This is a genomic window from Streptomyces sp. NPDC004126 (assembly GCF_050275515.1).
In the GTDB taxonomy this organism is placed as follows: domain Bacteria; phylum Actinomycetota; class Actinomycetes; order Streptomycetales; family Streptomycetaceae; genus Streptomyces.
In genome coordinates, this window is record NZ_JBNNPF010000028.1 from 1 (window position 1) to 14,568 (window position 14,568).

Annotated in this window: 11 protein-coding genes; 7 read left to right on the top strand and 4 right to left on the bottom strand. The window is 73.9% G+C overall.

Annotated elements, in window-relative coordinates; all coding sequences use genetic code 11:
• Positions 1-71 precede the first annotated feature (71 nt).
• On the bottom strand, positions 72-2,996 hold the full coding sequence (locus ACQKM2_RS24670) for a hypothetical protein (protein WP_427713282.1): 2,925 nt from the start codon (positions 2,994-2,996) through the stop codon (positions 72-74).
• A 185-nt stretch (positions 2,997-3,181) separates the two neighbouring features.
• Between ACQKM2_RS24670 and ACQKM2_RS24675 the strand changes: the two genes are divergently transcribed.
• The 3 genes from ACQKM2_RS24675 (at position 3,182) to ACQKM2_RS24685 (ending at position 5,514) form a co-directional block, all read left to right on the top strand.
• Positions 3,182-3,931, top strand: a complete 750-nt coding sequence (locus ACQKM2_RS24675; protein ID WP_427713284.1) for a GOLPH3/VPS74 family protein — start codon at positions 3,182-3,184, stop codon at positions 3,929-3,931.
• Between the two features lie 284 nt (positions 3,932-4,215).
• The gene (locus tag ACQKM2_RS24680; RefSeq protein ID WP_427713287.1) at positions 4,216-5,109 is read left to right on the top strand and encodes a helix-turn-helix domain-containing protein; all 894 of its coding nucleotides are present in this window, start codon (positions 4,216-4,218) and stop codon (positions 5,107-5,109) included.
• A 192-nt stretch (positions 5,110-5,301) separates the two neighbouring features.
• Positions 5,302-5,514 (top strand): DUF397 domain-containing protein, encoded by a 213-nt coding sequence (locus ACQKM2_RS24685; protein WP_125817612.1) that lies wholly within the window; start codon positions 5,302-5,304, stop codon positions 5,512-5,514.
• A 122-nt stretch (positions 5,515-5,636) separates the two neighbouring features.
• Here ACQKM2_RS24685 and ACQKM2_RS24690 read toward each other — a convergent pair whose 3' ends face one another.
• On the bottom strand, positions 5,637-6,491 hold the full coding sequence (locus ACQKM2_RS24690; RefSeq protein WP_427713288.1) for a hypothetical protein: 855 nt from the start codon (positions 6,489-6,491) through the stop codon (positions 5,637-5,639).
• Positions 6,492-6,619: 128 nt separating this feature from the next.
• Between ACQKM2_RS24690 and ACQKM2_RS24695 the strand changes: the two genes are divergently transcribed.
• Positions 6,620-7,861 (top strand): PLP-dependent aminotransferase family protein, encoded by a 1,242-nt coding sequence (locus ACQKM2_RS24695; protein WP_427713290.1) that lies wholly within the window; start codon positions 6,620-6,622, stop codon positions 7,859-7,861.
• Here ACQKM2_RS24695 and ACQKM2_RS24700 read toward each other — a convergent pair.
• The gene (locus ACQKM2_RS24700) at positions 7,858-9,642 is read right to left on the bottom strand and encodes an AMP-dependent synthetase/ligase (protein ID WP_427713292.1); all 1,785 of its coding nucleotides are present in this window, start codon (positions 9,640-9,642) and stop codon (positions 7,858-7,860) included. The two genes, ACQKM2_RS24695 and ACQKM2_RS24700, sit on opposite strands and share 4 nt — an antisense overlap.
• 117 nt (positions 9,643-9,759) lie before the next feature.
• Between ACQKM2_RS24700 and ACQKM2_RS24705 the strand changes: the two genes are divergently transcribed.
• From ACQKM2_RS24705 to ACQKM2_RS24715, 3 genes are all read left to right on the top strand, one after another.
• Positions 9,760-10,770 (top strand): AraC family transcriptional regulator, encoded by a 1,011-nt coding sequence (locus ACQKM2_RS24705; RefSeq protein WP_427713295.1) that lies wholly within the window; start codon positions 9,760-9,762, stop codon positions 10,768-10,770.
• A gap of 127 nt (positions 10,771-10,897) precedes the next feature.
• The gene (locus tag ACQKM2_RS24710) at positions 10,898-11,530 is read left to right on the top strand and encodes a hypothetical protein (RefSeq protein WP_427713297.1); all 633 of its coding nucleotides are present in this window, start codon (positions 10,898-10,900) and stop codon (positions 11,528-11,530) included.
• A 170-nt stretch (positions 11,531-11,700) separates the two neighbouring features.
• Positions 11,701-12,864: a lipase family protein gene (locus ACQKM2_RS24715; RefSeq protein WP_427713300.1), complete on the top strand. Its 1,164-nt coding sequence runs from the start codon at positions 11,701-11,703 to the stop codon at positions 12,862-12,864.
• A gap of 34 nt (positions 12,865-12,898) precedes the next feature.
• On the opposite strand, the gene ACQKM2_RS24720 is transcribed toward ACQKM2_RS24715, so the two are convergent.
• On the bottom strand, positions 12,899-14,476 hold the full coding sequence (locus ACQKM2_RS24720) for an alpha/beta hydrolase (protein ID WP_427713302.1): 1,578 nt from the start codon (positions 14,474-14,476) through the stop codon (positions 12,899-12,901).
• Positions 14,477-14,568: the final 92 nt, after the last annotated feature.

Consider the following 14,568-nt stretch of genomic DNA (forward strand, 5'->3'; position numbering starts at 1 on the left):
CGCATCCCCCGCCCAGATCGACAAACACCTCGGCGCCCCGGGGTTGCCCGGGGCGCCGCGCCCGCCGTCCGTCAGCCGATCCGGGTCAGCTTGCTGCCGAAGCCCGGGGTGTCCAGCGCGCGCTGGAGCGCCACCGGCACCTTGACCTGGCTGGCGCCGTCGCCGACGGTCAGCACGCCGACCTGGGTCCCGGCCTTCGCCGACTCGGGGATCGCGGTGCCGCCGTCGCCGAGCTTGATGTCCACGGTCAGCGAGGACCAGCCGACGGCCTGGACGTCGGCGGTGGCGACGACCGGCGTGTGGCCGCCGAGCCCGTCGTCCACGTAGCCCACGACCTGGCCCTTCTTCACGACGGGCGCGCCCTGGACCTCCTTCTGCGTGGCGATCAGCAGCGAGCGGCTCTGCGCGATGACGGTGTCGATGATCGGCGGCTTGTGCTGGCCGAGGACCGCGCCGACGAGCAGCTGGTTGGTGTCGCCGACCTTCTTCTGCGCGGCGAAGAGGAGGTTTCCGCCGGCCTTGGTCGTCGTACCGGTCTTGATGCCGAGGGAGTCGTTGAACGGGACCAGGCGGTTCCAGTTCTGCCAGACCTTGCCGGTCTGGTCGGTCCAGGCGGGCATGCGGGTGATGTCCACCAGCGCCGGGATCTCGACGATCTTGAGGCCCAGCTTCACCTGGTCCTCGGCGGTGGAGACCGTGGTGGCGTCCAGGCCCGAGGGGTCGGTGTAGGTGGTGTTGGTCATGCCGAGTTCCTTGGCGGTGTCGTTCATCTTCTTGACGAACGCCTCCTGGGAACCGGAGTCCCAGCGCGCGAGGAGCCGGGCGATGTTGTTGGCCGACGGGATCATCAGGGCGGCGATCGCGTCGTACTCGGAGATCTTCTCGCCCTCCTTGACCGTGTTGAGGGTGGACTCGTTGTCCGACTTGTCCTTCTGGCCCTCGGTCTCGGCGGTCTTGTCGACGTCGATCATCGCGCCCTTCTCACCCTTCTTGAAGGGGTGGTCGCGCATGATGATGTACGCCGTCATCGACTTCGTGACGCTCGCGATCGGCACCGGCTTCTGCTCGCCGGAGCTGCCGATGGTGCCGAGGCCGGCGGCGGCCATGGAGGCCTGGCCCTCGGTCGGCCAGGGCAGGTTCGGCGCCCCGCCGGGGAAGGTGTACGTGGCCTTCGCGGTCAGCTTGAGCTTCGGCGCGGGCAGCGGGCGCACCAGCTGCACGACGGACATGACGATGATCAGGAGCAGTACGAGCGGGGCGTAGATCTTGACCCGCCGGACCGCGTTCCGCATCGGGGTGGGCGGCGGGGGCGGGTTGTTGGTGAGGTCCGCCAGCATGTCGAGCGGCGGCCGGGGCGGCAGCGGCTGCTGGGTGGTCCGCTCGCTGGGGTCCAGGCTCGGCCGGGGCGGCGGGGGCGGCGGCGTGGGCCGCACCGGGGGCTTGGCGCCGGGGCCGGACTCGCCCTCACCGCGCAGCGGCACGAAGGTGCTGACGCGGCGGTCGCTCTCCCCGGCGCCGGGGCCTGCGGCGCTGGGCTTGGCGGTCCCGGGGCCGGTGCCGGGCTTGGCAGGGCCGGGCCGGTCCGTGGCGGGGCCTGCGGTGGCGGGCTTGCCGGGGCCTGCGGCGCCGGGCTTCGCGGTGCCGGTGCCGGTGCCGGGCTTGGCGGTGCCGGGCCGGTCCGTGCCGGGGCCCGCGGTGCCGGGCCGGTCGGTGTCGGGCTTCGGGGCGTCGGCCTTGGCGGCGCCGGGCTTCGCGGCACGGGGGTCCTGGGAGGGCTTCCCGGGCTTCTCGGCGTCCTGCTTCACCACTCCGAACGCGGTGGTCCGGGCGTCGGCCGCGGGCTTGCCGGCCGGCTTCTCCTTCTCCGCGTCGGGCGAAGCGGAACCCGGCTTCACGGCGCGGAAGACGGCGGTTCGCTCGCTGTCGGACTCCGCGGGGGGCGTGGCCGGCTTCTTGGCGTCCGGCTTCTCGGCGGCCGCCGAACCGGAACCCGGCTTGATGGCCCGGAAGACCGTGGTGCGCTCGCTGTCGGACTCCGCCGCCTTCTCCGCCTTCTCGGCGTCAGCGGACGGCTTTTCGGGCCCAGAACCGGAACCGGAACCAGGCTTCACGGTACGGAAGACGGCGGTGCGCTCGCTGTCGGCGGCGGCCGTACGCGGGTCCGCGGCCGGCTTGTCCGCCTCCGGAGCGGAGTCCTTCTTCACCACACCGAACGCGGTGGTGCGCACGTCCCCGGAGGGCTTCGCGGGGGGCTTCTCCGCGTCCGCGGCCGGCTTGTCGGCGTCGGCCGAAGCGGAACCGGGCTTCACGGCGCGGAAGACGGCCGTGCGCTCGCTGTCGGCGGCAGCCGTACGCGGGTCCCGGGCGGGCTTCTCCGCCTCCCGGGCGGGGTCGGCCGTCACGACGCCGAACGCGGTCGTACGCACGTCACCCGACGGCTTCGCAGCCGGCTTCCCCGCGTCCCCACCCGGCTTCGCCGAAGCGGAACCCGACTTCTCCGACTCCGGAGCAGGCTCCGACTTCACCACGCCGAACGCGGTCGTACGCACGTCACCCGACGGCTTCGCAGCCGGCTTCGCCGAAGCGGAACCCGACTTCTCCGACTCCGGGGCGGGGTCCCTCGTCACCACGCCGAACGCGGTGGTCCGTGCGTCGGCGGACGGCTTCGCCGCGGGCGACTCCGCGGCCTCGGACGGCTTCTCGGCCTCCGGGGCCTCGTCCCGGGACGGGGACTGGCGGACCACGCCCGCGACCGGGGTCTTCGGGTCCACCCGACCGGGGGACGGGCGTGACGGGGCGGACGCGGGCTCGGACGCGGACGAGGGCTCCGCGTCCGCGTCCTGCGTCCGCCCACCCGCCTCGTCCGCCTCATCCGCCGCGACCCACGCGGCCACGGCCTCCTTCAGCGGGTCTCGCGGCTGGAAGACCGACAGCCTCGGGTCCTGCTCCCCGGACGCTCCTTCATCTACCGACTTGTCGGGGGACTCGCCCGCCACCGTTCCTCCTCGATCGCTGTCCGGTCACTGTCCGAACCGTCTAACAGTGTCCCGTCTAGGGGGCATCGCCCAACCGCTAGACGAGAACGACATAGCTACTGGTTCCCGCACAAAGCGAACAGGCGCTCTCGACAGATGAATGTGAGAGGCGTCACCCTGTCACTCATCCACGCGGGGAGGCATGGATGGGCAGGAGCCGCAGAACAATTCCGGAGGAGCTTCTGCTGCTCGCTTTGGACCCGGCCACGGGTACCACGGCGCAGCCGCAGTCGCTCGACCTCGGCCTGGCCGGGGCACAGCTAGTGGAGCTGGCTCTGGCAGGACGGATAGCCCCTGACGGGGATCGTATCGCCGTGGTGATGCCACGGCCGACAGGAGATCCGACTCTGGACTCCGCACTGGAACTGCTGCGCAGGCGCGGCAGCCCGGTACGGGCCGTCCACTGGATCGGCGGACCCCGGCTGGGGCTCCGCCAGATTTACCTCGCGCACCTGGAGCGCTGCGGCATGGTGCATGCCGTCGCGGGACAGATGTGCGGGGTGCTGCCGACGACTCGCTACCAGGCGACCGACACGGCGATCAGCCGGGAGATCCGTGCCCGGCTCGACAATGCGATCCGCACCGGCGTACCGCCGGACCCGCGGACCGCGGCGCTCGCCGCGCTGGCCCACGCGGTCGGTCTCGGCAAGCACCTGTACCCCGGCAACGAGGGGCGGTCGTCCAGGTCCCGGCTGCGGGACCTGATCCGGCACGACCCGATGGGCGGTCTCGTCGCGCACGCCGTGATGGACGTCCAGAACGGCGTGGCCGCACAGCCGCGCCGTGACCGCGCCGCACAGCCGCAGCCCCAGGCGGCCGTCCGGGCCACGGCGACCGGCGGTGTTCCGCTGCAGCCGCGCCGGACGGGTGCGATGGCCCGCGCGGCCGCGCACTGAACCGACCGAACCAGAGGCACGCGCACCACCCGCACGGCCCGCCACACCCCTTGACCCACCGGCGGGGCACGATCCACAGATCCACCGACACCGCGGCCGGAGGTCCCCCAAGACCCGGCCCCGGAGCCGCCCGCGCGCGGGGTGGCGAGGCCGGCGAGACGGCTTCGCCACCCCGCGTGCCGCTTTCCCGCGTTCCCCAGCGCCGTCGCACCCTTCGGTGGCAGTCTGCTGAACACCAGACACTCAGCGAGACAGCGACAGAAGAAGGCGGAGGTGCCGTCCACGTGGCGTCCAATGTCAATCCCACCGTCCGACGCCGCCGACTGGGCATGGAGCTGCGCAAGCTCCGCGAGGACAAGGGCATGACGGCCGAGCAGGTCGCCGAGCGCCTCCTCGTCTCCCAGTCCAAGATCAGCCGTCTGGAGAACGGCCGCCGGTCCATCAGCCAGCGCGACGTCCGCGACCTGTGCGAGGTCTACGAGGTCGAGGACCCCCGGCTCGTGGACTCCCTCATGCAGATGGCCAAGGACTCCCGCCAGCAGGGCTGGTGGCACGCCTTCGGCGAGATCCCCTACAGCGTCTACATCGGCCTGGAGACCGACGCGGCCAGCCTGCGCACCTACGAGCCCCAGATGGTGCCCGGCCTGCTCCAGACGCCCGAGTACGCCCAGGCGCTGATCTGCGGCGCGCTGCCCGAGACGGCGCCCGCCGATGTGGACAAGCGCGTCCAGGTGCGCATGCACCGCCAGAAACGGTTGTCCGAGACGGAGAACAACAACCCGGACGTCGGCCCGCTGCGCCTGTGGGCGGTCATCGACGAGGCGGCGCTGCGCCGGCACGTGGGCGACCCGCAGTTGATGGTCCGGCAGCTGCAGTACTTGATAGAGCAGTCGCAGCAGCCTTACATCACCGTGCAGGTGATGCCCTTCACGATGGGCGCCCATCCGGGAATGAACGGGCAGTACGCGATTCTGGAATTCCCGGACGCCTCGGACTCGACGGTCGTCTACATCGAGGGCGTCACGAGCGACCTGTACCTGGAGAAGGCCAACGACGTCCAGAAATACAGCGTGATGTACGAGCACCTGCGCGCCCAGGCCCTCAACGTGGACCAGACGCGGCAGTTCATCTCCGGGATCATCGAGGAGCACGCGGGCAAGGCGGGCAGGGCGGACTGAACGCCAGGTGGCGAGGGGGCCAGCACGGTACACCGTCGGTCCCCGGCCACAGAAGGCCTGAATGGAATATGCCACCCGGTCGAGTGAATGCCCCCTTCGGCCATCGGGAGCTGCCGGTAGCGTCGATCACGTCGGCCTGGGATATCCCCGGCCGGCACGCAACCGGAACTACTCGCTGAACCGGAGAAGAACATGGCTATTCGTCAGGGCGGTACGGAAAACTGGACCAAGTCCTCCTACTCCGGCGGGAACGGGGCCTGCGTCGAGGTCAAGTCCCCCGTCACGCAGGCCATCGCCGTCCGCGACTCGAAGGTGCAGGACGGTCCGTCCCTCACCTTCGCGCCGGGCTCCTGGACGTCCTTCGTCACCGGTGTGGTCGAGGGCGGACTGGGGCACCTCGCCTGAACCGTCCGAACCCCCCACACAGCAGCACCCCGTACGGAGCCCTCTCGACCGGCCCGCCGTCCTGGCCGAGGGGGCTCGGCCATGTCCTCCGCCGTTCGCCCGCCAGCCGCCGCCCGCCGCCGTCAGCGCAGCTGGTCCACGTACCGGTCGGTGCCCGGCACCGTCGGGACGAACGGCGCGACCAGCTCCACCCGCCCCAGCCCCGATTCCGCGACCTCCGCGTCCAGCCCCTGGAAGCGGTCCCAGCAGGTGCGCGGGTCGGCCTCCAGGAACCACAGCAGCGTGAGCCGGGTGTCGACCCCCTCGACCTGCTTGACGTAGGTCATCCGGTCGCCGGGCAGCGGGGTCGGCCGGAAGACGGTCACCATCGCCGCCGGTGAGCCGGCCAGCCGGCGCGGCAGCGCCCGGGAGCGCAGCCACTCCAGCAGTTCCGCCCGCTGTCCGGGCCCGTCGGCGTCGACGACCTGGAGGACCAGCCCGGCGTACGGGTGGTCGAGGGCGTGGTAGTCCCGGGGGCCGGCGGCCCCGTCGCGGTAGACGGTGGCCTCGTGGTCCTGGAAGGCCGTGAAGACGTGCGTGCGGTCCTGGTAGACCCGGCCGTCGCGGTTCAGCCGCTTGTTGATGCCGACGGTCCACTTCATGTGCTCGTCGTAGCGGCCCTCGGTGACCCAGTACGTCGATACGTAGCAGCCCGCCGTGACGGGCTGGGCGACCGCCGACTTCTCGGGGTAGCGCAGCTCCTGCAGCTCGCGGGTGGCCACCCAGCGCCGGCCTGCGTACATCCAGGGCATGGCCATGGCGCCGGCGTAGTAGTGGTCGTCCTCGTACCAGCGGTTGTACGCGTACTCATGGCCCGGGTGCGGTTCCACCATGGTGATCAGGGCGTGGCCGGGGCGGACCCCGTACGGGCCGACGGCCGCGAGCTCCGCGTAGTCGCCGGGCCGGGTGTCTTCTCGTTCCCGCTCGTCTCTCGTCATGGCACCGGTGTATCTGATGTCCCGTCAGTTGTGGAGGGGGCGTGCGGTGTTCACCCTTCGGAAAGGTAGGTGCCCTGTACAGCTTTCACCGTTAGGCTGCGGCCACCCGCCACCGAAGGAGCCGACCCATGCCCCCGAGCACCGCCTCCGCGCCCGCCTCCGCCCCCGTCGCTGCGGCAGCCGCCGCGACCGCCTCCCCGCCCGCCTTCGCCGCGCGGGCGCGCGGCGTGGGCGGCTCCCCCGTGCGGGAGATCCTCGCGCTCACCGAACGCCCCGGGGTGATCTCCTTCGCCGGCGGCCTGCCCGCGCCCGAGCTCTTCGACACCGAGGGCCTGCGCGCCGCGTACGACTCCGTCCTGACCGGCGCCGGAGCCGCCCGGGCCCTCCAGTACTCCACCACCGAGGGCTCCCCCGAACTCCGCTCGGCCGTCGCCGCCCGGGCCGCCGCGCGGGGCCTGGCCACCTCGGCGGGGGACATCCTGGTCACCACCGGCTCGCAGCAGGGGCTCACCCTCCTCGCCGCCACCCTGCTGGAGCCCGGCGACACGGTGCTCGTCGAGAACCCCACCTACCTGGCGGCCCTCCAGTGCTTCGCCCTGGCCGGGGCCCACGTCATACCCGTGCCCTGCGACGGGCAGGGCCTGCTGCCCGACGCCCTCGCCGAGATCACCGCCCGGGAACGGCCGAAACTCCTCTACACGATCCCCACCTTCCAGAACCCGACCGGCCGCACCCTGCCCGGGGACCGCCGGGCCGAGGTGGCCCGCACCGCCGCGCGGCTCGGGCTGTGGCTGGTGGAGGACGACCCGTACGGCGACCTCCGCTACGAGGGCGCGCACGAGCCCTGGATCGCCGCCCACCCCGGCGCCGAGGACCGCACTGCCCTGCTCGGCAGCTTCTCGAAGGTGATGGCCCCGGGGCTGCGCCTGGGCTGGCTGCGCGCCCCCGCCGCCCTGCGCCGCGCGGCGGTCGTCGCCAAGCAGGCGGCGGACCTGCACACCTCGACGGTGGACCAGCTGGCCGCCGCCCACTACCTCGGCACCCGGGACCTCGACGCCCACGTCGCGCGGGTCCGGGACGCCTACCGCACCCGGCGCGACGCCCTCCTCGCGGGACTCGGGGCGGCCCTCCCGGCGGGCTCGGAGTGGAACCGCCCCGAGGGCGGCATGTTCGTGTGGGCCCGCCTCCCCGAGGGGTACGACGCGGGGGCCCTGCTGAAGTCCGCCGTCGGGCACGACGTGGCGTACGTGCCCGGGGCGCCCTTCTTCACGGGCACCCCGGACCCGCGCACGCTGCGGCTGTCCTTCACCACGCACACCCCGGACGAGATCGCCGAGGGCCTGGAGCGGCTGCGGCTCGCCCTGGCCTAGCGGGAGGGGGCGTACAGCTCCTCTATCTCGGCGGCGTAGCGGCGGGCGACCTCCGCGCGGCGCAGTTTCAGCGTCGGGGTGAGGGTGCCGGCGCCGACCGACAGCTCCTCGTCCAGGACGCGGAAGGCGCGGATGCGGGCCGGGCGGGAGACGGTGGCGTTGGCGGCGGCGACGGCCCGCGCCACCAGCTCCCGTACCGCCGGGTGCGCGGCGGGGGCCGGGCCGAGGTCGAGGGACTCGCGGGCGGCCCAGGCGGCGGTCTCCTCGGCGTCCAGGGTGATCAGGGCCACCGGGTGGGGGCGCCGGTCGCCGATGAGGACCGCGCGCGAGACGAGCCGGGAGGCGGTCTGGACGGCGAACTCCACCTCGGTCGGGGTGATGTTCTTGCCGGCGGAGGTGATGATCAGCTCCTTCTTGCGGCCGGTGACGGTCAGGAAGCCGTCGGCGTCCAGTTCGCCCAGGTCGCCGGTGCGCAGCCAGCCGTCCGGGTCCAGGGCGCCGGCCGTCGCGTCCGGGTTCGCGTGGTAGCCCGGGAAGACCATCGGGCCCCGGGCGAGCACCTCGCCGTCCGGGGCGATCCGCACCTCGCAGCCCGCCACCGGCCGGCCCACCGTGCCGTACCGGACGGCGCCCGGGTGGTTGAGGCTGATCACTCCGGCCGACTCGGTCATCCCGTAGCCCTCGAACACCCGGATCCCGCAGGCGCGCAGGAAGTCGAGGGTGGCGGGGGCGATCGGGGCGCCGCCGGTCAGGGCCCACCGGAGCCGGCCTCCGAAGGCGGCCCGGACCAGGGCGTAGAGGGAGTCCTCGGCCGCCTCCCACGCCGGGCGCAGCTCCGCCGGGAGGGTCCCGTCGGCGGCGAGCACGCCGAGCCGGACGGCCTCCTCGAAGCGTTCCCGGCCGCCGTCCCGGCCCTCCGCCAGCCCCAGCACCACCGCGTGGACCTTCTCGAACAGCCGGGGCACCGAGGGCAGGTGGGTCGGCCGGGCCTCGGCGAGTTCGGCCACCACGTCCTCGATGCGGCCCCCGAAGTAGCACAGCTCCCCGCCCTCCAGCAGGGTGGTGAACTGGATCAGCTGCGCCAGCAGGTGCGCCAGCGGCAGGTACAGGTACGTCGAGTCGCCGGGCCCGCCCTGGACGAGCGGGAGGGTGGCGTCCTGGACGGCGCCGAGGTTGCCGTGGGTGAGGCGGCAGCCCTTGGGCAGGCCCGTGGTGCCGGAGGTGTAGACGATCGCGGCGTCCGCCGCGGGGGTCACGGCGGCGGCCCGCGCGGCGAGTTCGGCGTCCGAGGGCACGGGAGCGGCGGCGGGCGCCCCGGACGGCGGCTCGGCCGGGGCCGCCCCGTCCCGTACCGCCTCGTCCATGCGCACGACCGCCCGCAGTGCCGGCAGCTTCGGCCGCAGCACCTCCACCCGGGCCGCCTGGGCCGCGTCCTCGCAGACGGCCGCCACCGCCTCGGAGTCGGACAGCACCCAGGCCAGCTCCTCCTCCCCCGCCGTCGGGTACACGGGCACCAGGACCGCGCCCGCCGCCAGGATCCCGAAGTGGGTGTACGTCCACTCGGGCCGGGTCTCCGCGAGCACCGCCACCCGCTCCCCGGGCCCGACGCCCAGCCCGAGCAGGGTGCGCCCGGCCGCGCGTACGGCTGCGCCGAGTTCGGCGTACGTACGGGTCTCCCAGCCGTCTCGGCCCGGTGTGCGGAAGCGGAGCGCCGGGGCGTCCCCGTACCGCTCCTCGGTCCACTGTGTGAACACCGCCAGCGTGCTCGGACGACCGTCCATCGCTTGCCCTCCCGGGATAGGTGACCCCCGATGGTGGGCACGCCCGGACCCGGTCCGGCATGACCGGAAGCGTCACCCCCGCTGACCGCGGCGCTCATTGGGGCTACCTTCGATGCCATGGGGAGGCGGACGGTCACCGTGCACCACGTGCGGGCCGTGCTCGCGGGGGCGCGGCGCGGCGGCCTTGACCTGGTGCCGCTGCTCCAGGAGGCGCAGATCCCGCCGCTGCTGCTCGGCGACGACCGGGCGCGGGTCACGCCCGCGCAGTTCGCGCGGCTCTTCCGGGCCCTGTACCGGACCACCCAGGACGAGTTCCTCGGGCTGTCGGCCGTGCCGAGCCGGCCCGGGACCTTCGCGATGATGTGCCACGCCTGCCTGGGCTGCCGGGACCTGGGCGCGGCCGTGGAGCGGGCGGCGGCGTTCTACGGGCTGTTCCCGGGCGGGCCGGAGCTGGCCCTGGAAACCGGGGGCGGGCAGGCCCGGTTCACCGTGCGCAACGACTTCGACGGGGACGAGGAGCGGTTCCTGACCGAGTGCGTCCTCGCGATCTGGCACCGGCTGTGCAGCTGGCTCGTGGGGCGGCGGATCCCCCTGGTCCACGCCGCCTTCGCCTATCCCCCGCCGCCGCACCGGGACGAGTACGACGCCCTCTTCGGCTGTCCGGTGCGGTTCGGGGCGGGGCGGACGGAGGCCGTGTTCGACGCGCGCTGGCTGACCGCGCCGCTGGTGCGGGACGAGGCCGCGGTCGACGCGATGCTGCGCCGGGCCCCGTTCGACCTGCTGTCGCGCCCCGAGTACGGGACCACGGTCGCCGAGCAGGTCCGCCGGACCCTGACGCGGCGGCTGCGCGGCTCGCCGCGACTGCCCGAGCTGGGGGAGGTGGCGGGACGGCTGGCGGTGTCCCCGGCGACGCTGCGGCGCAGGCTGCGGCAGGAGGGGACCTCCTTCCAGCAGCTCAAGGACGACGTGCGGCGGGACGCGGCGATAGCGGGCCTGGCCGAGGGCGGCGAACCGATCGCGGAACTCGCCGCCCGCCTGGGGTTCTCGGAGGACACCGCCTTCCACCGTGCGTTCCGCCGCTGGACGGGCACGACCCCGGGCGCGTACCGGATCGCCTCCGGCGGGTAGTGCGGGGGCGCGGGCGCGCCGGCCGGGAATGCGCCCGCGCCCCGTTGACCACAGACAGCGACGGAGCGAATACTCGGCGTGGCGAAAGCCCGTCCGGGCTACGCCGACGGATTCGAAGGGGGACTCCATGGACTTCCCGGCACACCGGAACACGGATCCACAGCAGGGGCGGGAGCAGGGGCGGGAGCAGGGGCGGGAGCAGGGGCGGGAGCAGGGGCGAGGCCCGGGGCGGCGGGCCGTCCTCACCCGGGCGCTGGGCCTCACGGCGGCCGGCCTGACCGCCGCCGCCACCGCGGTCACGACGACTCCCGCCGCGCGGGCGTCGGCCCTCGCGAACCAGGCCGACTGGCGGTTCTGCACCAAGTGCTACGGCATGTTCTTCCGCGGCTACCCCACCGACGGCGCCTGCCCGGCCGGCGGCGGCCACGACTCGGCGGGCTACAACTTCAACCTCCCGTACAACATCCCCGAGACCCCGACCGCGCAGCACAACTGGCGCTTCTGCACCAAGTGCTACGGGATGTTCTTCTGGGGCTACCCGGACAACGGCCGCTGCCCCGCCGGAAACGCCCACGCGGCGGCCGGGTACGACTTCGTACTCCCGCACGACATCCCCGAGACGGCGGGCTCCCAGCGCAACTGGCGCTTCTGCCCCCGCTGTTACGGGCTCTACTACTACGGCTATCCGACCAACGGCCGCTGTCCGGCGGGCAACGCCCACGGCATGGCCGGCTACGACTTCGTCCTGCCCCACCTGTAAGGGCACCCGACGGCGCGGCGGGGTGGGACGGAGCGGGGCGGGACGCCGCGGGGCGGGGGGCGGAAATCCGGGTCAGGAAAGGTGAGCTTTCCGGTCAGCGACATGCCGACCGGTCGGTCACTACCTTCGGCTCACCTGCCCCCACCCCCACGCCCGTTGGGAGATCCCCCATGCGTTTGCGCAGCAGCACGGCCCTGACCGCCGCCGCCGTGGCCGCCCTCGGCCTCCTCGCCCAGATCCCCGCCGCCACCGCCGAGGAGGCCGCGGCCGACGGGGGCCGCCCCGGCGACGTCGTCGCCAGCGCCCCCTCCGCCTTCCACCCGCTGCCCGGCCAGCCGACCGGCACCAGGGCCTGGAAGGTGCACTACCGCTCGACCACCGCCGACGGCGCCCCGAACGTGGTCTCGGGCACCGTCATCGTCCCGCAGGACGGCCGCACCGGCCCGCGCCCGCTGATCACGTACGCCGTCGGGACGGTGGGCCTGGGCGACTCCTGCGCGCCCAGCGCGAACCTCCCGAACGGCACCGCCATGGAGGCCAACCTCATCCAGCAGTACACCCAGCGCGGCTGGGCCGTCGTCGTCACCGACTACGAGGGCCTCGGCACCCCCGGCGTCCACACCTACACGGTGGGCCCCTCGGCCGGCCACGCCATGCTCGACGCCGCCCGCGCCGCGATCCGGCTGCCCGGGACGGGCCTGTCCGCCGACACCCCGGTCGGCATCGTCGGCTACTCGCAGGGCGGGCAGGCCGGCAGCTGGGCCGCCGAGCTGCAGGGCTCGTACGCCCCCGAGCTGAAGGTGAAGGGGACGGCGACCGGCGGTGTCCCCGCCGACCTGCTGAAGGTGGCCGCCTTCAACAACGGCTCCTACGGCTCGGGCCTGGTCTTCATGGCGGCGGCCGGCCAGGACGCGGCCTTCCCCGAGCTGAAGCTCGACTCGTACCTCAACCCGGCGGGCCGGGCGCTGGTGGCCGGGATGAAGGAGAACTGCGTGGCCGTCGACGCCGTCGCCGGCTCCTTCAAGCGGATCTCCGACCTGACCACCCGCGACCCGCTCGCCCAGCCCGACTGGCAGGCCCGCCTGAACCAGAGCCGGCTGGGCCGGACCGCCCCGGCCGCGCCCGTGCTCCAGTACCACGCGCTCGGCGACGAGCTGATCCCGTACGCGGTGGGGCGGCAGCTGCGCTCGGAGTGGTGCGCGCGGGGTGCGGACGTCCAGTTCGACACGATCGTGCTCGGCGAGCACGTCAGCGGGGTCATCACGCACTCGCTGGCGGTCGGGAACTGGCTGGCGGACCGCTTCGCGGGCCGCGCCACCCACCCCGACTGCTGAAGGGCGGTACGCCGGACGCCCCCGCCCCGCCGGTTCATTCACCGGCGGGGCAGGAGCGCGTCCCGCCCGGCAGCCTGCCCGCGATGAGGAACCCGTCGACGTAGCCGCGTACGCAGGCGGAGGACGAGTAGCCGGTGTGTCCGTCGCCCTTGTGGTCGATGATCACCGCCGAGCCGAGCCGGCGGGCGGTCTCCTCGGTCCATTCGTACGGGGTCGCCGGGTCGCCGCGCGTGCCGACGAGGAGCATCCGGGGCGCTCCCGGGTGGTCGATGCGGCGGATGAAGTCGGTTCCGGCGGGACGGCCGTAGCAGGAGAGGACGGTCATCAGCTGGCCCGGCCCGAAGACGGGGGAGGTGCGGTGGAACTCGTCCCGCAGGTCGCGGATCTCCTGCTCGACGGCCTCCGGGCTGGCCTTGTCGTTGCTGCGGTCGGGGTCGTCGGCGCAGTTGACGGCGGTGAGGGCGGCCGCGGCGTTGTCGTCGGGGATCCTGGTCGGGCCGTCGGTGGGCGGTGACTCCTGCGGCCCGCCGAGTTCCATCAGCGGGACCGGGTCGCGGTCGCGCTCCACGCGGGCGAGGGCCTTCGCGAGGTCGGGCCACAGGCTGGTGGAGTACAGGGCGGCCCCGATGGCGCCCACCGCGTCCTGGCCGGTGAAGTGGGAGCCGTCCTCCCCGACCAGGGGGTGCTCGTCGAGCCGTTCGACGAGGGCCTCGACCTTCTCGCGGGCGGTACGGGTGTTGGTGCCGTAGACGCAGTCGTACTGGTGGGCGCACCAGCCGAGGAAGTTCTCCAGGGCCCGCTGCTGGCCGCGTGCGGAGACGAGGGCCTGTTCGGTGAGGGGTTCGGTGAGGGTGTCGACCCCGTCGAGGACCATCCGGCCGGTGCGCCGGGGGAACTGGGCGGCGTAGACGGCGCCGAGCCGGGTGCCGTAGGAGAAGCCGAGGTAGTTGAGCTTCTTGTCGCCGAGGGCCTCGCGGATGCGGTCCATGTCGCGGGAGACGTTGACGGTGCCGATGTACGGGAGCACGGGCCCGGAGTGCAGGGCGCACCGCTCGGCGACGGCGCGGAGGGCGGCCAGCTGGGAGGCGGCGTCGCCGGGCACCTCGTCGCCGGTCTCCTGGGAGCCGCCGCAGGAGACGGGGGTGCTGAGGCCGACTCCGCGGGGGTCGAAGGCGACGAGGTCGTAGCGTTCGCCGAGCTTCGCGAAGGGTCTGGGGTCGGCGGCGAGGGAGGCGATCCCGGGGCCGCCGGGGCCGCCGAAGTTCAGCAGCAGGGAGCCGAGGGGCCGCCGGCCGGGGGCGGTGGCGGGGATGCGGGCCACGGCTATTCGGGTGGTGCCCTTGGCGGGGTCGGCGTGGTCGAGGGGAACGGTCACCTCCGCGCACCGCATCCCCGCGGGCACGCGTTCGAGGGGGCAGTCCCCCCAGCGTACGGGCGCACCGGTCGCCGTCGGCGCGTCCGAGGGGGCCGCGGGGACGGCGGGGGCGGTCGGGGCGGCGGCGAGGGAGGCGGCCAGCACCACCGCGGAGGCCGCGCAGGCCGTTCCGGTGGCCGTACGCAGACGCGTACGCAGCCGGGGACGCGGACGGGGACGCGGACGGGGACGGGGCATGCGCCCTCCTCGGGTCGCCCCCCGGACCGGTCGGCCCAGCTCACCATAAGCGGGCCCCGCCGCCCCCGCCCCTCGGCCGGCCGGCCGGAGGG

Bases quoted from the DNA above. Each gene is read 5' to 3' on its own strand.
- ACQKM2_RS24675 (WP_427713284.1), top strand. From the start codon at position 3,182: ATGGGCAGGAGCCGCAGAACAATTCCGGAGGAGCTTCTGCTGCTCGCT.
- ACQKM2_RS24685 (WP_125817612.1), top strand. From the start codon at position 5,302: ATGGCTATTCGTCAGGGCGGTACGGAAAACTGGACCAAGTCCTCCTAC.
- ACQKM2_RS24690 (WP_427713288.1), bottom strand. From the start codon at position 6,491: ATGACGAGAGACGAGCGGGAACGAGAAGACACCCGGCCCGGCGACTAC.
- ACQKM2_RS24695 (WP_427713290.1), top strand. From the start codon at position 6,620: ATGCCCCCGAGCACCGCCTCCGCGCCCGCCTCCGCCCCCGTCGCTGCG.
- ACQKM2_RS24700 (WP_427713292.1), bottom strand. From the start codon at position 9,642: ATGGACGGTCGTCCGAGCACGCTGGCGGTGTTCACACAGTGGACCGAG.
- ACQKM2_RS24705 (WP_427713295.1), top strand. From the start codon at position 9,760: ATGGGGAGGCGGACGGTCACCGTGCACCACGTGCGGGCCGTGCTCGCG.
- ACQKM2_RS24710 (WP_427713297.1), top strand. From the start codon at position 10,898: ATGGACTTCCCGGCACACCGGAACACGGATCCACAGCAGGGGCGGGAG.
- ACQKM2_RS24715 (WP_427713300.1), top strand. From the start codon at position 11,701: ATGCGTTTGCGCAGCAGCACGGCCCTGACCGCCGCCGCCGTGGCCGCC.
- ACQKM2_RS24720 (WP_427713302.1), bottom strand. From the start codon at position 14,476: ATGCCCCGTCCCCGTCCGCGTCCCCGTCCGCGTCCCCGGCTGCGTACG.